Source organism: Nocardia sp. NPDC056100, assembly GCF_042266325.1.
GTDB lineage: Bacteria > Actinomycetota > Actinomycetes > Mycobacteriales > Mycobacteriaceae > Nocardia.
Map to the genome: position 1 here is coordinate 308,132 of NZ_JBHJVY010000001.1, position 21,212 is coordinate 329,343.

At 66.6% G+C, this 21,212-nt stretch carries 19 protein-coding genes; 12 read left to right on the forward strand and 7 right to left on the reverse strand.

The annotated features are described in order from the left end of the window. Positions 1 to 232: 232 nt before the first annotated feature. Positions 233 to 736 carry a winged helix-turn-helix transcriptional regulator gene (locus tag ACFC0O_RS01490; protein WP_375952772.1) on the reverse strand — a complete coding sequence of 168 codons (504 nt, stop codon included), beginning with the start codon at positions 734 to 736 and terminating at the stop codon, positions 233 to 235. 44 nt (positions 737 to 780) lie between these two features. Between ACFC0O_RS01490 and ACFC0O_RS01495 the strand changes: the two genes are divergently transcribed. Further along, the gene (locus ACFC0O_RS01495) at positions 781 to 1,203 is read left to right on the forward strand and encodes a nuclear transport factor 2 family protein (RefSeq protein WP_375952774.1); all 423 of its coding nucleotides are present in this window, start codon (positions 781 to 783) and stop codon (positions 1,201 to 1,203) included. A 126-nt stretch (positions 1,204 to 1,329) separates the two neighbouring features. Next, positions 1,330 to 1,905, forward strand: a complete 576-nt coding sequence (locus tag ACFC0O_RS01500; protein ID WP_375952777.1) for a TerD family protein — start codon at positions 1,330 to 1,332, stop codon at positions 1,903 to 1,905. A gap of 34 nt (positions 1,906 to 1,939) precedes the next feature. Here the strand turns inward: ACFC0O_RS01500 and ACFC0O_RS01505 are convergent, their stop codons facing one another. Further along, on the reverse strand, positions 1,940 to 2,956 hold the full coding sequence (locus ACFC0O_RS01505) for an LLM class flavin-dependent oxidoreductase (protein WP_375952780.1): 1,017 nt from the start codon (positions 2,954 to 2,956) through the stop codon (positions 1,940 to 1,942). 208 nt (positions 2,957 to 3,164) lie between these two features. Here ACFC0O_RS01505 and ACFC0O_RS01510 point away from each other — a divergent pair, with 208 nt between their 5' ends. After that, positions 3,165 to 4,484 (forward strand): lipase family protein, encoded by a 1,320-nt coding sequence (locus ACFC0O_RS01510; protein ID WP_375955883.1) that lies wholly within the window; start codon positions 3,165 to 3,167, stop codon positions 4,482 to 4,484. Between the two features lie 79 nt (positions 4,485 to 4,563). Next, positions 4,564 to 5,718, forward strand: a complete 1,155-nt coding sequence (locus ACFC0O_RS01515; RefSeq protein ID WP_375952782.1) for a PucR family transcriptional regulator — start codon at positions 4,564 to 4,566, stop codon at positions 5,716 to 5,718. A gap of 9 nt (positions 5,719 to 5,727) precedes the next feature. Here the strand turns inward: ACFC0O_RS01515 and ACFC0O_RS01520 are convergent, their stop codons facing one another. Next, positions 5,728 to 7,314: an FAD-dependent oxidoreductase gene (locus tag ACFC0O_RS01520; RefSeq protein WP_375952785.1), complete on the reverse strand. Its 1,587-nt coding sequence runs from the start codon at positions 7,312 to 7,314 to the stop codon at positions 5,728 to 5,730. Between the two features lie 82 nt (positions 7,315 to 7,396). Here ACFC0O_RS01520 and ACFC0O_RS01525 point away from each other — a divergent pair, with 82 nt between their 5' ends. Next, positions 7,397 to 8,050: a TetR/AcrR family transcriptional regulator gene (locus tag ACFC0O_RS01525; RefSeq protein ID WP_375952789.1), complete on the forward strand. Its 654-nt coding sequence runs from the start codon at positions 7,397 to 7,399 to the stop codon at positions 8,048 to 8,050. Here ACFC0O_RS01525 and ACFC0O_RS01530 read toward each other — a convergent pair. Genes ACFC0O_RS01530 through ACFC0O_RS01540 form a run of 3 tightly spaced genes read right to left on the reverse strand, consistent with a single transcriptional unit; the run spans position 8,025 to position 11,898 of the window. Beyond that, a complete protein-coding gene (locus ACFC0O_RS01530; protein ID WP_375952792.1) occupies positions 8,025 to 8,444 on the reverse strand; it encodes a hypothetical protein in 420 nt (139 codons plus the stop codon). The genes ACFC0O_RS01525 and ACFC0O_RS01530 overlap by 26 nt on opposite strands. After that, complete coding sequence (locus tag ACFC0O_RS01535; protein WP_375952795.1) at positions 8,441 to 10,399, reverse strand: primary-amine oxidase; 1,959 nt, start codon at positions 10,397 to 10,399, stop codon at positions 8,441 to 8,443. The genes ACFC0O_RS01530 and ACFC0O_RS01535 overlap by 4 nt, the downstream gene beginning before the upstream one ends. Positions 10,400 to 10,443: 44 nt before the next feature. Further along, a complete protein-coding gene (locus ACFC0O_RS01540) occupies positions 10,444 to 11,898 on the reverse strand; it encodes an APC family permease (RefSeq protein WP_375952798.1) in 1,455 nt (484 codons plus the stop codon). 195 nt (positions 11,899 to 12,093) lie between these two features. On the opposite strand from ACFC0O_RS01540, the gene ACFC0O_RS01545 reads away from it, so the two are divergent. Beyond that, complete coding sequence (locus tag ACFC0O_RS01545) at positions 12,094 to 13,584, forward strand: APC family permease (RefSeq protein ID WP_375952801.1); 1,491 nt, start codon at positions 12,094 to 12,096, stop codon at positions 13,582 to 13,584. After that, a complete protein-coding gene (locus ACFC0O_RS01550; protein WP_375952804.1) occupies positions 13,581 to 14,264 on the forward strand; it encodes a helix-turn-helix domain-containing protein in 684 nt (227 codons plus the stop codon). Before ACFC0O_RS01545 ends, ACFC0O_RS01550 begins: the two co-directional genes overlap by 4 nt. Before the next feature lie 6 nt (positions 14,265 to 14,270). Here ACFC0O_RS01550 and ACFC0O_RS01555 read toward each other — a convergent pair whose 3' ends face one another. Next, positions 14,271 to 15,233, reverse strand: coding sequence for an Lrp/AsnC family transcriptional regulator (locus ACFC0O_RS01555; protein WP_375952807.1), 963 nt, complete (start codon positions 15,231 to 15,233; stop codon positions 14,271 to 14,273). Positions 15,234 to 15,312: 79 nt separating this feature from the next. Here ACFC0O_RS01555 and ACFC0O_RS01560 point away from each other — a divergent pair, with 79 nt between their 5' ends. The 5 genes from ACFC0O_RS01560 (at position 15,313) to ACFC0O_RS01580 (ending at position 21,199) form a co-directional block, all read left to right on the forward strand. Continuing rightward, positions 15,313 to 16,893 carry a carboxylesterase/lipase family protein gene (locus tag ACFC0O_RS01560; RefSeq protein ID WP_375952810.1) on the forward strand — a complete coding sequence of 527 codons (1,581 nt, stop codon included), beginning with the start codon at positions 15,313 to 15,315 and terminating at the stop codon, positions 16,891 to 16,893. Between the two features lie 25 nt (positions 16,894 to 16,918). After that, a complete protein-coding gene (locus ACFC0O_RS01565; protein WP_375952813.1) occupies positions 16,919 to 17,119 on the forward strand; it encodes a hypothetical protein in 201 nt (66 codons plus the stop codon). After that, positions 17,116 to 18,579 carry a sodium:solute symporter gene (locus ACFC0O_RS01570; protein ID WP_375952815.1) on the forward strand — a complete coding sequence of 488 codons (1,464 nt, stop codon included), beginning with the start codon at positions 17,116 to 17,118 and terminating at the stop codon, positions 18,577 to 18,579. The genes ACFC0O_RS01565 and ACFC0O_RS01570 overlap by 4 nt, the downstream gene beginning before the upstream one ends. A 9-nt stretch (positions 18,580 to 18,588) precedes the next feature. Then, entirely contained in the window at positions 18,589 to 20,004 is a 1,416-nt protein-coding gene (locus tag ACFC0O_RS01575; RefSeq protein ID WP_375952818.1) for an amidase, read from the forward strand. Positions 20,005 to 20,167: 163 nt separating this feature from the next. Further along, positions 20,168 to 21,199: an alpha/beta hydrolase gene (locus tag ACFC0O_RS01580; protein WP_375955886.1), complete on the forward strand. Its 1,032-nt coding sequence runs from the start codon at positions 20,168 to 20,170 to the stop codon at positions 21,197 to 21,199. The last annotated feature ends 13 nt before the right edge of the window (positions 21,200 to 21,212 follow it).

Consider the following 21,212-nt stretch of genomic DNA (forward strand, 5'->3'; position numbering starts at 1 on the left):
GGTTCCAGCCCTCCCGCACTCCGGACAAAGAAGCAGTGCTGGTTACTTCGCCTGCCGTACCCGACTTGCTCTCCCGCAACCCAGGCACGCACCTCACGCACCCGACGTGGTGACTGGCTGTGGTCACCTTCCAGGACCTAAGAACCAAGCCGCCCAAATGTTTTGGTTCTTTTTGTTTTGTTCTTTCTTGTCCGGGCGTCTTTTTCTTTTGTTCTTTTAGCTCTTAGTTCTTCTAGTCTTTTGTCTTTCCAAGCAGGTGTCCGATCAGTGCGGTGCCAGGCGCAACTCGGCCCCCTGCCCCGGGCAGGTAATCGACAGTCTCGGTTGTCAACCGCTCCCCACATTGTTCGCATGCCACAACGGCATTGGTGACGTGCCCGCAGTCCTGATGGTGCACACGCAAAGGCGCACCATCGAAACCGGATTCCCACCGATCACCCCACGCCATCAAAGCCAGTAGCGCCGGAACGAGATCCTGCCCCTTCTCCGTGAGCCGGTACTCGAACCGGTCCGGATTCCGCTCATACAGATGCCGTTCCAGCACTTCCGCATTGACCAACCGCTGCAGTCGATCGCTCAGCACGTTGGTGGCGACTCCCAGATCTCGCTGGAGCTCATCGAACCGGTGCAGACCGACAGCGATATCCCGCACCACCAGCAGCGCCCACGGATCGCCGACGATCGCGGCCGAGCGCGCGATCGAGCAGGCGATCCGACTGAAGTCCGTCCTAGCCATGACAGTCCCTTGTTATAAGCAAGTCAGCAGGTTAGCTTGAGTATATGTACCACGCTATCGTGCGAACCCTGGTCCGGAGAACATGGCGCCGTGCAGGCGCGGGCGACTTCGACGCGGCAGTGGCGATGGCCGCGCCCGATATTCGATTCCGCTTCCTCGGCGATACCGCGCTCGGCGCGGACCTGCGCGGCCGTGATGCCTTCCGGAACTGGTTCGACACCTTCGAACAGCATCTGCCGGGCGTCCGCCTCGAACTCGTGGACGTCGTCGCGAACGGCTGGCCCTGGAAAACCACCGTCGCCGCCCAACTCAACGTCACCGGCACGCTCGCCGACGGAACCCCCTACCGCAACACCGCAATCCAATGGCTCACCCTGCGCTGGGGCCGCCTCACCGACGATCTGGTCCTGGAAGACACCCTCGCCCTCGACGCCGCACTGCGCCGCCAGCACGCACTTCCGGCATGATTCCCTCGGATGGTCCCGGAACCTTCCCGGCAACAACGACGTTGACGGGATGCGGAGCGGATCTCCGAGGAATAATCCGGTAGGGCCGGTGGCCGGCCACCGTAGAGATCGTTAGGAGAAATCGGTATGGGTGTCAGTCTGACCAAGGGTGGCAATGTTTCGCTTACCAAGGCGGCTCCGAACCTGACGGCCGTCGCCGTCGGTCTGGGCTGGGACCTGCGAACCACCACGGGAACCGATTTCGACCTGGACGCCAGCGCCATCGCCCTGGGCCCGGAGAAGAAGGTCGTCTCCAACGGCCACTTCGTCTTCTTCAACAACCTGAAGTCGCCGGAAGGCACCATCGAGCACACCGGCGACAACAAGACCGGTGAGGGCGAAGGCGACGACGAGGTCATCAACGTCGACCTCGCCAACACCCCGGCCACCATCGACAGCATCGTCTTCCCGGTGTCGATCTACGAAGCCGACACCCGCTCACAGAGTTTCGGCCAGGTCCGCAACGCCTACATCCGCGTCGTCGACCGCTCCAACGGCACCGAGCTCGCCCGCTACGACCTGTCCGAGGACGCCTCCACCGAGACCGCCATGGTCTTCGGCGAGCTGTACCGCAATGGCGCCGAATGGAAGTTCCGCGCCACCGGTCAGGGCTACACCTCCGGTCTGGCCGGCATCGCGCAGGACTTCGGCGTCACCATCTGAGTGCGGTAGCGGTTGGCCTGACAGCCCCGGACTGCTAGGCCGGGGCGGGCGCGGAAGCGCCCGCCCACACCGCCGCGGCCAGTCGCCGATGCGACTCGAGCCGCGCGGTGCGGTCGAAAGTGCTGGTGTGCACCAGGATTTCGTCCGCTCCGGTATGCGCGATCAGACGTTCCAACTCCGGAATCACCACTGATTCGGGGCCGTGAATGTGCCCGCGCAGCGAGTCCTCGAAGATTCCGCGCTGGCGATCGGTCATCGGTTCACGCTCGATTCTGTCCGGTGAGATCAACGCCGGAAACTCACCACGCGTACGGGAGTACGCCGCCGACCATGCCTCGGGCAGCAGCAAACGGTGCGCCTCTTCGACGGTGTCCGCGATGACCACCGAGGTGGAGACGATCACGTACGGCGCGCTCCCCCATTCGGTCACCCGAAAAGCCTTGCGATAGTTGTCGATTGCCTCGACCATCGCGTCTTCACCGGCGACGGCGGCGATGACCAGCGGCAGGCCGAACTCCGCCGCTCGCTGTGCACCCGATCCGGTTGCCAGCAGATACGCCGGAACCCGCAAGCCTTCGGCGGGCCAGGCGTGCACGCCATTTCGCCCGCGCGCCAAATACTCCAGCACCTCGGTCAATTGCGCGTCGAAGTCCTCGGCGTCATCCTTGCCGTGCCCGAGCGCCCGCCGCACGCCGTCGGTGAATCCCACGGATCGCCCGAGTCCCATATCGATTCGGCCCGGAAACAATGCCTCCAGCGTTCCGAATTGCTCAGCGACGATCAGCGGTTGATGATTGGGCAGCATGACGCCGCCGGTTCCCACTCGAATGCGATCGGTGACCGCGGCGATCGCGGCCGCGAGCACGGTGGGCGCGGAACCCGCGACACCCGGCACGCTGTGATGCTCGGACACCCAGAATCGGTGATAGCCCCACTCCTCGGCGAGCCTGCCGAATTCGACGGTCTCGCGCAACGCCTCGGGATGCGATTGCCCGTCCCGGACGCGCGAACGGTCCAGGATCGAGAAGCGGGTGGTCTGTGCGGAGCTCATAGCCATGGCAACGCATTCGGCCCGGGTTGATTCCGGCCCGGTAATGCGGCTCACTCGTGCACATGCACAAATTCGGCGATGCATGATCGGCATGACGCCGATTGCGCGCGGGGTGGCGGTGGTGTGAGCTGGATCGCATGCACCGGAGTGTCTGAGCCGGTGGTGTGGAAACAATGGAGTTTTGGAGGCTCGGGTGAACAGGGCTCGAATGCGGCGGCTGCTGGTGTTGGCTACGTCGGCTTGTTTGGTGACGGCGGGTGCGGGCGCGGCGGGCGCCGAACCGGATTTCCCGCCGACGTTCCCGCCGAATCAGAATCAACTGCCGCAATTGCCCACGGAGCCACAGATTTACGATCTGCTGCCGATTCCGTCCCCGGATCAGGACCCCTGGTACAACGACCCGGAGAACATCGCCGACTATCAGCCCGGCGAGATCGTGCGCTCGCGCGAAGTGCAGACCCGCCTGCTCGGCCTGCCGGTTCCGGTGTACACCAAACAGCTGCTGTTCCGCTCGGAGGATGTGCACGGCAATCCGATCGTCACCGCGTCGACCGTTATCGTCCCGGGCATTCCGTGGCAGGGCAGCGCGCGGCCGGTGGTGTCCTTCCAGGAGGCCATCGACTCCACCGATTCGGCGTGCAACCCCTCGCACACCCTGCAGACCGGCACCATGAAGGAATCCACCCTCGTGGTGTATTGGCTGGCACAGGGATTCGCGATCAACGTCCCGGACTTCGATGGCAAGTTCAATACGTTCAACACCTATGCCGAGGGCAAGATGGTGCTGGACAGCTTGCGCGCCATGAAGAATGACACCTCGCTGGGTCTCACCGATTCCGGGATCGCGCTGTACGGATACTCCGGCGGCGGTTCGGGTTCCATTCGCGCGGCCGAATTGCGGGCCAGCTACGCACCGGATGTGCGGCTGCTCGGCACTTCCATCGGCGGTACCCCCGGCAACCTGGTGGCCGAGGCGGACTACGCCACCCGCAATCAGCCCGGTCTGACCGGCACCAGTAATTTCACCATGTGGCTCGGATTCGCCTCGCTGTCGCGGGAGTACCCGGATGTGTTCAAGCCCGAGGAATTCCTGACGCCCGAAGGGCAGGGGCTGCTCGCCGATATGCAGCACCGCTGCTATGCGACCATCGCGTTGCAGGGCGTGTATCGCCCGATCAGCGACTATTTCCAGCCGGGTAAATCGCTCAATACCTCGCCGGAGGTCTTGCAGGTGCTCAGCGATAACAGCCTCGGCAAGCACATCCCGGACACCCCGATTCTGTGGTGGCACGGTGTCTGGGATGAGCTGATTCCGCCGTCGGTGGTCATCCCGACCGTGCAGTCCTACTGGGATCAGGGCGCGGACGTGCGGTTCTATACCGTTCCGGTGCCCGAGCACATCACCAACGCGGTCACCGGCTGGCTGCCCGCGGTCGCCTGGACCAGTGCGGTGCTGCGCGGATTGTCGCCCGGGCCGAAGTTCATGGCCGCGTTCCAGCCGCTCCCGGCCGGTTTCCCGGGCAGCTGAGGTAGCCGGGCTATCTGTAACATCCTGTATCGCATACAGTGTCCGAGACACTGTATGCGCTCGGGCACAAGGAGGTGGCATGGGCGACACATTGGAGCTGCTGCGGGAGCGCGCTACCGCGCTGGCAACCGCGGTCAGCGGTGCTACGCAGCCGTATGACGAACTTCCGCATTCCTTTCGAGACGCGGATTTCGTCCCCGGCGCCACCCTGAACCTCGAACTGTTCTTCCGATATCTGATCGAGGACATCGAGCCCTCGGTCGCCGATACCCAGCCGCTCATCGATCGGGCGCTCACGCTGGTGCACGACGGCATGTCCCTCGATGAGGTACTGGCCAATTACCGGGTGGGCGCGGCCTTCTTCTGGGCGCAACTGATGCCGCTGCTCGATGTGCGGGAGTACGGCGTCGTCCCGCAGGTCGGGCTACGCCTGACCGAATATCTGGGCCTGATCATGGGCCGCATCGCAGGCGCGCTGGTCGAGGACGCACGCCAGCCGCGCTGGGATCTGCTCGAACGCCAGCGCGAGATCGCGGACGCACTGCTGACCGGGCGCGAACCCGCGGGATGGGCCGTCGATCCCGAATCACCGCCCGCCCCGGCGTTTCTCGTGGCCGTGATCCGCCTCGGTGAACCCGCACCCGGCACGCTCACCCGGCTGCGCAGTCGCCTGGCGACATTGCCGGGCACCCTGCTGCACCGGGACAGCGGCGGCTGGACGGCACTGGTGCCCATGCGCGAGAGCGCCGGTGATCCGGTGAGCGGGCTCATTCATACACTCGCACTGCGTGATTCCGATCCGCACCCGCAGTTCTGGATCGGTGTCGCCCCGGCCTCGACCCATACCGCCATCCCGGCGGCTTATGCCGAGGCCACCGCGGTGGCCGAGGTCGCGTGCAGTCTGCAATTGCCCGAGGTGGTCTGCCGTCGCGAGCATATGATGTTCGAATACGCCATCGCCACAACGGGTTCCACCCGGCACGCGCTGGCGGCGCTGCTCGATCCGCTCGATGATCAGCCCATGCTGGGGCAGACCCTCGATGCCTTCATCGACAATCAGTTCAATCACAATGCGGTGGCTCGCGCGCTGTTCATCCACCGCAATACCGTCACCTATCGGCTGAGCCGGATCGCCGATCTCACCGGTTACGATCCGCTGCATCCCACCGGGATCTCGACCCTGATGGCGGCGCGCACGGCTCGGCGGCTGGAGTCGAAGTCGTTCCGGCTCTGAGAGAGTCGACTAGCGCTCGGCGAATTGACGTACCGCACACGAGATTTCGGCCAGGGAATCACGCAGGGCGCGGTCCGGATCGCCGGGCGCGGTAACCGCACGCCATCCGATGTAGCCATCGGGACGGATCAGCGACGCGCCTTGTGCCGAGATGCCGTACGCGGTCTGGAATGCCTCGGGCACAACCGGTTCCACATCCTCGCCGATATGTACGAAGGTGACGTCGATACCGAGTTCGGTGGCCATTCCGGCTGCCGCCGACGCCCAACGCGCATCCGCGCTCAGCAGCACCCAGCCCCGCTGAAACAGTTCGAGAATCGAGAACTCGGAACCGTTGGCGCGCACCGGAATATGCGGGGCACGCGTCCCCGGCTGTCCGGCCCACTGCTCGGGCCGCTGGGCACGCGGCAATTCCGGACCCGCGCCGAGTATCGCGGCCGAGCGGTACAGCTGCCCCAGCTCCATCGCGTCATCGTCGATGATCTCCGCCGTCGCGGCTCCGGTCTCCAAGTGCGCCTTGTAATCCGCACGCGCGAAGATCTGCTCGTGCCGCAGCCAGGCGATGGGCCGACGCTCGGCGTCATAGGTGTCCAGTAGCTCCGGCCCCGACTCCCCCGCCAGTACCGCCGCGAGCTTCCACGCGAGATTGTGCACGTCCTCGATACCGGTGTTCGCGCCGTAGCCCCCACGGTTGGGCGGCAATTGGTGCGCGGCATCCCCGGCCAGGAAGACCCGGCCGTCCGCGAATCGGTCGGCGATGAGCGCGGCCAGCTCCCAGCGACCGGTGGTGATCAGCTCGATATCGATATCGTCCCGCCCGATGGCCTTGCGAAGCAGCGCACGCTGCGCGTTCTCGTCCCGCTCGATGTCGTCGGCGATCATGAAGACCCAGCGGCCGTCGTTGTAGGTGGTCAGGAAGCCGGTGAGATCCGGCTGCTCGATTTCGAATTGGTTCACCCCGTGCACCAGGTACTCGTCCAGCGGTGCGCGGAACAGGATGCTGCGTTGTTCGGAGAGCAGACCGCGACCCGTGCGATCGATGCCGAGCGCCTTGCGAACCGGGCTGCGCACACCGTCGGCGGCCACCACATACTGTGCGCGGAGCCGATATTCGTGCCCGTCGGTGCGTCGACGCAGGGTTGCCGTCACCCCGGAGTCGTCCTGCGCGAACTCGACGAGTTCGGTGCTCATGCGGATATCCGCGCCGAGTTCGATCGCCTTGTCCCGCAGGATCGGTTCGAGCGCGTCCTGCGCCAGAGCGGTGGCCCGCATGGGCGAATAGTCGATCTCCGGGCGCGAAGCGGCTCCGGCGGGCGACCACGGGTACTCCTCGAACCACTCTCCGGCCAGGCTCTCCACGCGCGCCCGGCGCGGTTTGCCGCCGTGGACGGGCGGCAGCTCCACACCCGCCGCATGAAACAGCTCCATCGTGCGGGTCGTGTATCCGATGGCCCGGGGATGCGCTGAGCTGCCCGGATGCTTCTCGACCAGCACGGTCGGCACACCTCGGCGGCGCAGGAAAACAGCGGCGGACAGCCCGACCAGGCCACCACCCACGATCAGTACGGGCGTTGTCTCCAGCTTCTCTTCTGTCATGCTTCCAGAAAAACACAACTCAGTTAAAACAGCAACTGAGTTAATTAATTATGTGAGTTAACAGACCTGATACGATGGGCCGATGACCACGCCGACCATGGGACGCCGCGAACGCAAGAACGCCCAGACCCGTCAAGCGCTGGCCGATGCGGCACTGCGACTGTTCCTCGAACGCGGGTACGACGCGGTGAGCGTGAAGGAGATCGCCGACGCGGTGGACATCTCGGTGCCGACGGTGTTCAAACACGTCCCCGACGGCAAGGAGGCGCTCATGTTCGACGACGGCGTCGAACGCCGCGAGCGCCTGCTGGCCGCGGTGCATGACCGCCCCGCCGGTCAGTCGGTGATGGCGGCGCTGCGCGAGTTCATCTCCAGCCGTGGACCTTTCGCCGCCGATCAGTCCCCGGACTTCCGGCGGCGCACCGAGCTGATCATGAACACCCCGGCCCTGCGCGACTACTCCCGCAAGCTCTGGATTCGCTGCGAAGAGCCCCTGGCCGAGGCCATCGCCGCCGAAATCGGCCGTCCCGCAGGCGATATCACCGCGCGCGCCACCGCGCGCTATGTACTGGAGATCCCGCAGTTCGTCGGCGGCGAACCCGATGCGGTCACTGCCATGCACGCGGTGTTCGATCTGCTGGAGTTCGGCCTGCCGACGGCCACCGGGGTGCGACCCGGTGGTGTCGAACTCGGTGATCTACTGCCGGACGCTATCGACTCCGCGCACAAGGCGTAACCACTGTCCGAGTGATCAGAACCGCGGCCGCCACAGCGATTTCCAGGACAGCGGTCCCGGTCGCCGCACGCAGCATGGGCATTTCCGTGTGATGCATCGCCGTACCCATCGGCATCGTGTGCAGGACGATCATGCCCGCGCTCATGGCGGCCGTGAGCGCCCATGCCCGTATGGTCGGCCGGGTCCACAGGTGCCAGGCACACACCAGGCACGCCAGGATCATCAGATTCAGCAGTACGACGCCGGGAGCGGCCACCGAGCCGTGACCGGAGGAACCGGCGGCGTGCAGTCCCGCCGATCCCACCGCCAGGACCGCGCCGCAGCGGCCCGCGATTCGAGCGCGATCACTCGGGGGGAGCGAATACCGCTGCGGCGCATGCTGATCGACGGTCACCGCGGCTCCGGATGGCAGCAGTGCGATTGCGTCGACGCGGGCACGCCCAGCACCGGATTGCGGTCGAAGAATCCGTACGGCTTCAGCGTGAAACCCACGTAGTCGACCGGCATCACGGGCCAGTCCTCCAGCCTCGGGAAATGGGTGAGGCCGAAGGTGTGCCACAGCACGATGTCCTCGCCGTCGATACCGCGATCGGCGGCCATATAGGCGGGCAGGCCGTCCCCGCCCGCGTTCTGATTCACCAGATCGCCTGCGGGATAGCGTTCTTCGGGCGAGTACCGGGATACCCACAGCTGGCGGGTGGTGAAGGCGGCGCGGGCGGCGATGGAGGAAGACGGGTCCGCAAGCAAGGTCGGGGTCTGCTGCGGGTGCAGCACGTAGCCCGTCGGCTTGCCCATGCGATTGGTCTGCTCGGTGCTGACCACATGCCACACCCGACCGCTGGCGGCATCGGCATCACGCACGCCCTCCGACTCACTCGCCAGTCGAGTCGTCTTGGCGGTGAACGCGTTTCCGTACGGGTTGTCCGGCCCGACGGGCACCCGGCTCACCTCCACCTCGTCCACCGCGTTGGCGGTCCCGTCGACCGTCATGTCCAGCCGAACGCTGAACAGATGCTGGTGGTAAGGCAGACCCAGCCCGGGGGCGACCTCGCTCTGATACGGCGAACCCTCGGGCGGGTAGGCGGCGCTGAACGCGATGCCGGTGAGTTTGGCCTCGCATTCGATGGTGCCGTCCAGGTAGAGGTACCAGTAGAACCCGTAGTCGTAATTGCCGACGGTGGTGAAGAAGCTGATCACCAGCCGCCGCTGTCGCCGCACCTCGCTGACGCCGGTGAACAGGTCGGTGTGCTTCCAGAGCGTGCCGTAATCCTCCTCGTGCAGGCAGATGGCGTTCTCGATGGTGCGGGGCATGCCGAGTTCATCGGCGAGGGTGGCGTCGAAGTAGTGGATCTCGCCCAGGCAGTCACAGCCCAGCCGCAGTGAATTGGTGAAGCGGCCGAACAGGTATTCGCCGGTGTCGAAGTAGTTCTGCCAGAACCGGTTCGGTGACGGATCGGCGTAGGGCACCACCATTTCGGCGATCGAGGCGCGGTAGAGCACCGGGCGATCGCGATCGCGATCGCCGTCGCGGAAGCTCAACTGCCGCAGGATGAGTCCCTCGCGGGCATCGAATCCGATGCGCAGCCGCCAGTTCGCCCATTCGATGCTGTCACCGTCGACGGTGAAACTCGGTCCCTGCGGCTGGGTGATCTCGATAGGCTTGAGGCCCTCGTAGCCCGGCAGCGCCAATTCGGGATCCTGGAAATTGCCGTGCTCCTCGGGCACCGGCAGAATGCGGTCGTCGATCAGATCGACCAGTTCGCGGGTGATGATGTCGACGTAGGCGCACAGCCCGTCCACCGGATGCGCCCACGGGTGATCCTCGGGATGGTCCTGCCGGAAGGCGAAGACGCGAATAATGCGGCGGCCCTGCTCATTCGGGATGTCGTAGTGCCCGGCCGACAGCGGTACGCACACCGTCATGGCCGAATCGACGCCACGAGCGCGCAGTGCCGCGCACCAACGGTCGTTCCCTGCGAGCACCACGCCGACCTCGGCGAATTCCTCCTCCAGAATCGGCACCTGACCGCGTGCGCCGTCTATCGCTGTGTCGGAATGGATTTCGCCACGGGTGAGCGATACCAGGACGTCCCGGGACGCGCCGGTCGCGATATCCAGCAGCAGCGCCCGGGCCAGGCGTTCGGGTGCGGGCGCGGTACCGAGTTGATGGGCCAGTACCTCGGCCTTGTCCGGCTCGTTCAGTCCGACGTAGACGAAACGTCCGGTGGGACCGACCTTGCCTGCCGCGGTGAGGATTTCACGCACGGCACCGATCTCGTCGGCGGACAGGCTCTCCAGCACTCGTAACCCGGAATCGGTTGATGCCGCGAGTGATTCGACAGTGGACATATGACAACTCCTGATGAGAAGGGAAATAGGAGAACGAGCCGGGGTCACGCGGCGATGGCATCGGTCATGCCGTCGTACACACCGCGATTGCCGCGCCGCAGCGCGTACGCCTGTGCGATGCCCGCCAGCGGGCAGGCGAAGGTGATCAGCAGCAATACCGTCGACAGGGTGGCCGATCCGCCGATCAGCGTGCGGAAATTGAGCACGATGAGCCCGGCCGCCACAGTCAGGCCGACCACACCCAGGGCGGGCGCAATTCGCGTGTGCCACAACCGAGTATCCGCCCGGGTGCGCGCGAAATACACCAGTACCGCGGCACAGGTGAGCGCCATCAGCAGCGCCACCCCGAGGCTCGCCACACCCGAGAACCAGGTGAATACCTCGAGTTCGGGATCGAGCCCGCACAGCGCGAACACCGCGATCAGCGTCGCCGCCGTCACCGTCTGCACCGCCGAGGACAGGTACGGCGAGGAGTGCCGCCCGTGCACCCGGGCCAACGCGCCCGGCAGCACATTCGTCGCGCCCATAGAATGCTGATAGCGCGCGATCACATTGTGGAAGGACAGCACGCAGGCGAACAGGCTGGTAAGCAACAGGACATTGATGGCGACCGCGCCGACGGTCCCCAGGTACTCCTGTGCCGTGCGCACGATCAGCCCGCCCGGATCCTGGGCCGCCTCATCGAGCACCCGATCCGGTCCCCACGCCATGACCAGCGCCCAGGTGCCGAAGGTGTAGAACAGTCCGATCGAGATGACCGCACCGTAGGTGGCGCGCGGAATGGTGCGGGCCGGATCGCGCGCCTCATCCCGGAAGATGGCGGTCGCCTCGAATCCGATGAATCCGGCGAGCGCCATCATGAGTCCCAGTCCGGGCGAGCCGGACAGCGCCAGATGCGGGGTGAACGGCTGCGCCGACAAGCCCTCGGCTCCCCCGCGCGCCACGACCACCAGACCGAGCAGCAGCACGATGCCCACCTCGGCGATCAGCAGGGGCCCCAGCACTTTCGAGCTGAATTCGATATGGCGATAGCCGAGCGTTCCGACCACGGCCACCACGGTGAGCGCGTAGGCGTACCACGGCAGGTCCGGTCCCCCGATATCGAGCACGGACCTGCGCAGTGCCGCGCCCAGGAACCCGTACACCGCGACCTGCACCGTCGTATACGTCAGCAGCGCAAGGTAGGCCGCGCCCAATCCGAGCGGCCGCCCCAGGCCGTAGCCGATATAGGTGAAGAACGCCCCGGCTTTGGGCACATGCCTGCTCATGGCGCTGAGGCCGACCGAGAACAGCAGCAGCACAACGGCGGACACGACGAACATGGCCGGGAAACCCGCGCCATTGCCGATCAGCATGGCGATCGGCGCACTGCCGCCGATCACGGTGAGCGGGGCCGCCGCGGCCACCACCATGAAGATGATGGCGCCGGGCCCGAGTGAGCCGCGTAACCCGCCGGGTGACGCGGAGGTCCCTCGGCCGGGACTGGATATGGATGTCATGGGTGCACCTCGCAGAGCGAAAACCTGGAACTCCCAACACTGTTGGCGCATCCCTTTGCCGGACCATGACCCGGCGGTAACGGTCACGGCAGCCGCTTTTGAGACCCTCCGCCCGCGCGCTGTCTCGTTCGGCAACACCGAGCGCTGACATCACGGCAACATTCGCGACACATTGCCTTCGTACGTTCCGGGCGTATGAGCTCACGCGGCAGCGCACTAGATCAGGCCATCGCCGATCCCCCGCCGGTCTCCGGGGTGCGCGACACCTCGCCCATGTCCGGATTGCACCGGCGCAGCCTGGGGTTTCCGGATCTACTGGCGCAATCGGTTTCGGCAGTCGCGCCGTGCGCGGCGGCGGCCACCGTGCCCGCCATGCTGGTGACCGCCAGCGGTGACGGGGCGCTGTGGGCGGCGGTGCTCGGTATCGGTATGACGCTGCCGGTCGCGGCGGCGATCAATCAGTTCACCAAGCGCATGACCACGGCGGGCTCGCTGTACACGTTCACCGCCAAGGGTCTCGGCCCAACGGCGGCGTTCCTGTGCGGGGTCGGCATGATCCTCGGCTACGCCTTCATCGCCATGTACTCACTGGCGAATATCGGTCTGCAGGTATCGAATCTGCTGGGCGCGCAGGGCGTGCTGATCCCGATCCTGTGCGTACTGTGCTGCGGCCTGATGTGCGCGACGGTGATGTTGCGCGGAGTGCGAGTCTCGGCGCGTTTGAGTCTGCTGGTGGAGTCCGTCGCGGTGGCGGTGCTGGCCGGATTGGTGATCGTGCTGTTCCTTGGTCAGGGGCATCGGCCGATCGCCCGGGAGCTGCTCGCGCCACCGCATCTGTCGTTCGCCGGGCTGGTCACCGGTGCGGTCATCGCCATTACCGCGTTCGTCGGATTCGAGAGCGCGGCTTCGCTGTCGGTGGAGGCGCGCCGCCCGTTCGCCGCGGTGCCGCGGGTGCTGATCTGGTCGCCGATCGCGGCGGGGGTGCTGGTGGTGGCGGCCACCTCGGTGCAGACCACCGGGTTTCGCGCGGCGGGGGTGGCGCTGGATCAGGATTCCGCACCGGTGCATCAGCTTTCGTCGTACTACGGGGTCGGGTGGATCTCGCCGATTCTCGATTGCGGTGTGGCCGCATCGTTTTTCGCGTGTGCGCTGGCCTCGGCGACGGCGCTGGTCCGGGTGCTGCTGAGCATGGGCATCGACGGGGTGCTGCCGCGGTCGGTGAGCCGCACCCATCCGGTGCATCGCACCCCGCATATCGCGATCGGAGTGTCGATGCCGGTGGTGACCGTGGTGCCCGCACTGCTGCTCGCCGCCGGAATCACGAACCGGCAGGCGGTGGGGATTCTGCTGGTGGTGTCGGCGGGCGGATATGTGCTGGCCTACACGCTGGTGTGCGCGGCGGTGCCGTTCTTCCTGCGGCGCATCGGTGAGTTCATGGTGGGTCCGGTGCTGGTGGCGACCGTGGCCGCGCTGGCGCTGGCCGGCTGCCTGGTGGTCTTCCTGGGTACCGAATGGCAGGGTCCGCGCGCGGCCGGGGTGGTGCTGTTCCTGCTCGGAGTCGCGGTCGGGCTCATGGTGTTCCGCCGTGCCCGGCGACGCGGCGCACTCCTGGTGGGCACCCATGACATTCCGATCGGCGCGGATGTGCTGGGCGGTTCCGCACGCGAGGAGCGAGACGCGGCGTGAGCGCTTCGGACGGTATCGGCGGCCGCCAGCCCAAGGCGGTCCTGAGCGCCCTGGTGGTGCTCGAGGAGGTCGCCGCCTGCGGTCCGGGTGTGACCGCGCGCGAGATCAGCCGCAATCTGGGTATGCCGCGCGCCACCGCGTACCGGCTGCTGAATCTGCTGGTGCAGCAGGAGTATCTGGTGCGCACACCGGATCTGAGCGGATTCGCGCTCGGCAGCAAGGTGACCGAACTGGCCGGAATGGCGACGCCCGCACCGCTTCCCGGTGCGGCACTGGAGGCGCTCGCGCGATTGCGCGATCACACCCGCGGCGGTGTGCATCTGGCCGGATATCACCGCACCGGCACCGAACGACCCCGGGTCCGCATTCTCGACGCAGATCCGGAGTATCCGATCGAGCACGAACACGTGATCACCGGCGATCTCACCGCATCCGCCATCGGGCGGCTCGCGCTGGCCGAGAACGACGCCCTCGCCCGGGCTCGCGGATACGCCTTGCAGGTGAATGAATTGCGTTCCGGGGCAGGGTGTCTGACGCTCCCGATCCGCAATCGGCGCGGAGTGCTGGTCGCCGGGCTCACGCTCTCGACCAGTTCGGCACGGCTCCGCGATGTGGATGAAGCGGTCGGGCTGCTCAGTCCCGGCCGGGATCTGCTCGAAGCCGCCTTCGGCGACCGGTAGCCCTGCTCAGCGTCGCGATGCACTCGATTGCCGTTGCACCCCACTGGTTTTCAGCACGTCGATGACCATCGAGGTTTCCACCGAGTCCACGTGCGCGACCCATTCGGCCGAGGTGAGCAGCTGATAGAGGCTGAGCTTGTCCGGTACCGCCACATCGGCGACGATCTGGTGATCGCCCATGATCACCGCCGCATATCGCACGTACGGTGACTTCAACAGCAGCTGCCCCACCAATTCCACCGTGCCCGGCTGCGTCCGGATCCACAGCAGCGCCTCCACGCCCAGACCGAGCGCGGCCGGGGCCACCACCGCCCGAATGTGCACGGCCCCGGTACGCCGCAGCGCCTCCACTCGGCGGCGCGCGGTCGGCTCGGAAACGCCTGCGATACGAGCGATTTCGTCATAGGTGCGGCGACCGTCCTCGGCCAGTGCGCGCAGCATGAGCCGTTCCTCGCGGCCGAGCCGCTGCCCGCCCACCCCGGTCGGCTCGGGCGTGATCGGCGGTTGCTCGGTCAGCGCCTCGACCTCGGCCGCGGTGAGCAGCGCGGGCCGCCATTCGTGCACGGTGCGGAAATACCGCAGCACCGGCAGGGTATTGCTCTCCACCAGTCCCGCGATCCCCGGCAGTTCCTGCAACACCAGATCCGCGACCTGCTCGGGCAGACAGATGATTTCGGCGACGCAGTCCACCGAACCGGTCAGCACATAGCTGAAGATCGCGTCCGGGCGATGTGCGAGCGTGCGCCCGCACACCCCCGCCGTACCCGGTGCGCATCGAATGCGGACCAGGACCGAATCCCCGCGTGGCGCGAGCGCGGTCACCGTCACCGCCCCGCTCTCCAAGAGTCGATTGCCGTGCCGGGCCACGGTGCGCTCGGGTTCGCCCAGTACCGCCGCGATGCGACTCCAGGCCGCGCGGCCGTCGATCTGTAGCGCCCCAACGATTCTGCGGTCCAATTCGTCCAGCATCGGCCAAGTATGTGGCGGTATCCGTCGATCAGCCAGCCGACCTTGTCCGAAATCTCGCTGACCGGGCACGGTGATACGCATGCGAATTCGGCACATGCTGTCGGCCCTGGCTCTCATCTGCGCGGCGGGTCTCGGAACAGCCGCCCCCGCCCCCGCTGATACGGGCTCCGGCTCCGACCCGACGATCGTGACCATCGATACCGGACAGATTCGGGGCACCACCACTGATACCGATCGGTCCTACCTCGGAATCCCCTACGCCGCGCCACCGATCGGCCCGCTGCGCTGGCAGCCGCCGCAACCCGCGCTCCCGTGGCCGGGCGTGCGGGAGGCGACCGGTCCGGGCAATGCCTGCCCGCAGTCTGCGGGCGCGCTCGGCGGAACCGATGTGACCACCGAGGATTGCCTGAACCTCAATGTCTGGACGCCTCGGCGCGCGGCGCGCGGGCTGCCGGTCATGGTGTTCATCCACGGCGGCTCGATGGTGTCCGGTTCCGGACGGGACTATGCGGCGCATCGGATGGTGGCACGCGGCGATGTCGTGGTGGTCACCGTCAACTATCGGCTCGGTGTGCTGGGCGGGCTGTCCATGGCAGCGGACTCCGGAGCCGAAATCACCGGGAACTACGGCATTCTCGATCAGCAGGCCGCGCTGCGCTGGGTGCGGCGCAATATCGCGGCCTTCGGCGGTGATCCGGGATCGGTCACCATCGACGGACAGTCCGCCGGGGCGGTATCGGTGTGCTCACAGCTCGGATCGCCACTGGCGGCCGGACTGTTCCAGCGCGCGATCGTGCAGAGCGCACCGTGTGCCGGTGACGGTTTCGGTGCGTGGCCGACCCGGGCGCAGGCCGATGTGAAGGGACAGACCTACGCCGCGGCGGTCGGCTGCGCGGATCCGCGCACCGCGGGAATCTGCCTGCGCGCCAAGCCCGTCGGCGAGCTGATCGCGGCACAGGCTCCGTACCAATGGTTTCCCGATATCGACGGCCGGGTGCTGACCGAACCGCTGCGGGATGCGCTGGGGTCCGGGCGTTTCAACAGGGTGCCCGTGCTGATCACCGACGCCAAGGATGAGGAACGCCTGATGGTGCTGTTCCAGTACGGGCTCGGCACCACACTCACCGCCGATGCCTATCCGCAGGCCGTGCGCGATTTCTTCGGCGCGGACAAGGCCAATCAGGTGATCGAGCGCTATCCATTGCGGGACTACGCCCAACCGGTGCTGGCCTACGCCGCCGCGCGCAGCGATTTCGACTACATCTGCGGCGTACCGACCACGGCCGGACTACTGGCCCAGCATGTTCCGACCTATGCCGCCGAATTCGCCGACGACACCGCGCCCGCGCTGCCGGGCATTCCACCGGCCAGCTTCCCGCTCGGCGCGGCACATGCTTTCGACCTGCCCTACCTGTATGAAACCAACGGCGTCACACCGGCGTTCACCGATGCCCAGCGGCGGCTGTCGGAACAGATGATCGACTACTGGACCGCGTTCGCCCGCACCGGCGATCCCGATGGCGCGGGCCGTCCGGCCGCGCCGCGCTTCGATGCCGCATCGGGACGAATGCTCCGGTTCGCACCGGACGGGCCCCGCGACTACACCCGGTTCGCCGCGGATCACCACTGCGGGTTCTGGAATTCCTTCATCACCTGGTGACCCTCGAAATACACACGGAGCAGCCATGAATCGAGCACTTCTGTCCCTATCCCCCGTCGTACCCGCGGTGGCGCTGCTGTCTGCGATTTGGTTGCCGTTCGTCAACACCCCGCACCTGTGGTTCGGCCTGCCCGCACTGTTCGTCTGGCTCTCGGCGTGGGTGCTGCTGATCACCCCGGCGCTGCTGCTGGCCGAGCGCGGCCGCAACGGAGGGCGGGACCGATGATTCTCACCATCGCACTGATCGGTATGGCGGTGATCGCCGCACTCGGCATCCGCGGGCGGCGCAGCAGCCGCGATCTATCCGAATGGACTGTCGGCGGCAGGAATTTCGGCAAGGGCGCGACGTGGTTCCTCCAGGCCGGAGAGGGTTTCACCACGTTCACCTTCCTCGGGGTGGCGAACCGGACCTTCGTCGGCGGCGCGACCGCGACCTACGCCATCCCGTACATTCCGCTGTCCTATATCGGCGTGTATTTTCTCGGGCCGCGACTGTGGCGGCTCGCCAAGGCGCGCGAATACCTCACGCAGGCCGACTATTTCGCGGATCGCTATCGCAGTCCGCTGTTCGGCAAGCTGGTCGCGCTGATCGGGGTGATCTTCCTGCTGCCGTATCTGCAATTGCAGATCACCGGGCTGGGCACCATCGTGCAATTGGTCACCGGCAGTAGAAGTTCGGGCCATTGGAGCATGGTGATCGCGACCGCGCTGATGGTGGCGTTCGTACTGTGGTCGGGTATTCGCGGCATCGCCAATACGGCCTATCTGAAGGACGCCCTCATGATCGGCGCGATGATCGTGCTGGTGATCGCGATTCCGGCGCATTTCGCCGGTGGTATCGGGGATGTCTTCCGCGAAATCCAGCACAGCGCACCGCAATTGCTCACAGTGCCGCACAATGACGGTCCGGCGGGATCGAACTGGTGGATCAGCGGTGTGCTCATCTCCGCGATCGGCAGCGCGTTCTTCACCCTGCCGCACCTGTGGCCGCCGCTGCTGGCCTCGCGCGACGAACAGGTGATCCGCAGCAATAACACCTGGCTGCCGCTGTATCAGGTGGTGATCATTCTGCCGATCATCATCGGCTTCACCGGGGTGCTGGCCGCGCTGCACGGCTTCCGGGTGCCGCCGGGCGGGGTGCTGCTGTGGCTGACCGGCGAGGCGCTGCCGGATTGGCTGGTCGGGGTGATCGCGGTGGCGGCCGCGGCGGCGGCCATGGTGCCCGCGGCCGCGATCAGCCTGGGCATCTCCTCGCTGGTGGCGCGCAATCTGATTCCGCTGCGCGGTGCGCGGGCGACGCTGGCGCTCAATCACGGCACGGTGATCGTGGTCGCGTGCCTGACCCTGCTGCTGGCGATACAGCGACCGAGTGCGCTGGCCGATCTGCTGCTGCTGACCTTCAGTGGATTGGCGCAGACCGCACCGGCTTTCCTTGCCGCGCTGGGTGATCGGCGGCTGCTGGGAAAGTATCCCGCCATGGCCGGACTGCTGTCCGGCATCGGCGTGGTGGCCTGGGTGGAGATCGGAAAGCACTATGCCGCGGTGCACAACATCAATTCCGGAATCATCGGATTGGCGGTGAACCTCGCGGTATGTCTGGTGGCCCAATGTATTTGGATGCTGCTGCGCACGAGCCGCACCGGGGAGCCGATCGCGGAATCCGATGCCCTGACCGCCGAACTCTAGGAGACACCGATGGATTCGGATATCTGCTTCGCCACCGCGCGGGAACAGGCCCGGCTGCTGCGCACCCGCGCGATATCGGCCGTCGAGCTCACCCGGGCCCACCTGGAGCGGATCGAGGCGACCAACCCGCGGGTCAACGCGATCGTCACCCTGGTCGCCGACCGGGCGCTGGATCAGGCCCGCGCCGCCGATGCCAGGATGGCCGCCAAGGCTCCGGTGGGACCGCTGCACGGTATTCCCATGGCGCACAAGGACACCCACGATACCGCCGGAATACGCACGACCTCGGGCAGTGTCCTGCTGGCCGAGAACGTGCCCGTCCGTGACGAATTGGTGATCGAGCGTATCCGGGCCGCCGGGGCGATCACGCTGGGCAAGACCAATGTGCCCGAATTCGCCGCGGGTTCGCACACGTTCAACGAACTGTTCGGCGCCACCCGTAATCCCTATGACCTCGGAAAGTCCGCGGGCGGCAGCAGTGGCGGCGCGGCGGCGGCACTGGCCTGCGGTATGCACGCGCTCGCCGATGGCAGCGATATGGGTGGCTCACTGCGCAATCCGGCATCGTTCTGCAATGTCGTGGGATTCCGGCCCTCCCCCGGCCGGGTGCCGTCCTGGCCGACGCAGGCCCCCTGGTCGACGCTGGCGGTCCAGGGGCCGATGGCGCGCACGGTCGGCGATATCGCACTGCTGCTCTCGGTACTCGCCGGACCCGATTCCCGCAGTCCCATCGCGATTTCCGAGCGCGGTTCGGTCTTCACCGGTGAACTGGACCGGGATATGCGCGGTCTCCGGGTGGCCTGGGCACCCGATCTGGGCGGGGCGGTACCCGTGGACCCGGCGGTGCGCGCGGCCCTGGAGCCCACGGTGGCGACGTTCGCCGAACTGGGCGCGGATGTCACGCTCGACTGTCCGAATCTGACTGGGGCGGAAGAGGTCTTCCGCACCCTGCGGGCCTGGCAGTTCGCCCTCGCTCTGGGTCCGCTGCTAACACAACGGGATCGAATCAAGAAGTCACTGGTGTGGAATATCGAAGCCGGACTCGCCCTGAGCGGGACCGATATCGCCGCCGCGGAGCTCCGGCACGCCGAGCTCTTCCATCGGATGCGCGAATTCTTCGACCGCTACGACGTACTGCTGGCCGCGGTCAGCCAGGTGCCGCCGTTCGATATCGAGCTGGAGTATCCGGCCGAGATCGCGGGCGAACCCATGCACACCTACCTGGATTGGATGCGCTCGGCGTACTTCATCAGCGCCACCGGCTGCCCGGCGCTGTCGGTGCCGGGCGGTTTCACGGCCACCGGGCTACCGGTGGGCGTGCAGATCATCGGACCGCATCGCGCCGACCGGCGCGTGCTGGAGGTCGGTCACGCTTTCGAACAGGCCACCGGTTTCGGGAAGATCCGTCCCACCATCGGCCGTTGAACCAAGGGTAGGAAGGTCTCGAAATGGCGGGAATTTCCCTCTCGGACATGACAATCCGCGCCGGGGACGTCAAGATGGTCGATGGCCCAGGCCAGAAACGACAATGTTGTCAGACAGTTCCAGCGCTTCGGCTTCGCGGCGCGGACAGGAGAGCCCCGTGGCAATGACGCCGCAGACCTCGGAATCCGTTACGTCCGTGATCGTCGAATCGACCCGGCCCGCCCGGATCGGCACCCGCATCGCACATCCGGTATTGCGCACGACGCTGCAACAGTTCCTGCGTGCCGGAGCGTGGGTCGCCGATTTCGGGCCGGGGCCCGCCGAACTGATCTTCCGGGCCACCCGGTTGTCCGAAGCGCCCGCCCGCATGCTGGGCGCACCGCGCGGGACCCATCGGCATCCGGTGTTCTTCGAACGGTTCGATGCCGAATGGCTCTGGACCGCACCGGTTTCCGACCCGCGCGTCGACCGGGACGCGGCCATCCTGTACTTCCACGGCGGCGCGTTCATCGCGGGCGGACTGAACAGCTACCGCAGGCATACCGCGCGGCTGGGCAGCGAAAGCGCGCTGCCGGTGTTCACCGTGGACTATCGCCAGCTGCCGGACGCACATCCGAACGACAGCCTCGATGACGCGCTGACCGCCTATCAGTACCTGCTGGACGAGGGCTTCGCGCCCGAGAAGATCATCGCGGCGGGCGACTCCGCCGGTGGCGGGCTGGCACTGCGGATGGTGCTCACCGCCCGCGATCTGGGCCTGCCGCTGCCCGCGGGCATCTCGGTCACCTCACCGTGGGCCGATTTCGACTCCACCGCCCGCATGGCGCACCCCAATGCCAATACCGATGCGGTGTTGCCCGCGGCGGGTCCGGCCATGGTGGTGCGCCGCGGTATCGCCATCGACGGCGTACTCGATCCCAGCTGGTCGGTGGTCAATCACGATTTCACCGGGTTGCCGCCCATCCTGTTGCAGGTCGGCTCGCGCGAAATGCTGCTCTCCGACGCCCTCGAAGTCGCGCGTCGCTGCGAGGAGGCGAATGTCCCGATGACCTTGCAGATCCGGGCCAGCGCCCCGCACACCCTGATTCACCTGGGTGCGGAACTGCTCGCCGACGGCCGCGACGCCGCCCGCGACGCGGCCGGATTCCACCGTGCGATGATCGAACAGGCGAGTACGGGACGCAGCGCGGCCTGAGCCCTCGCCACCC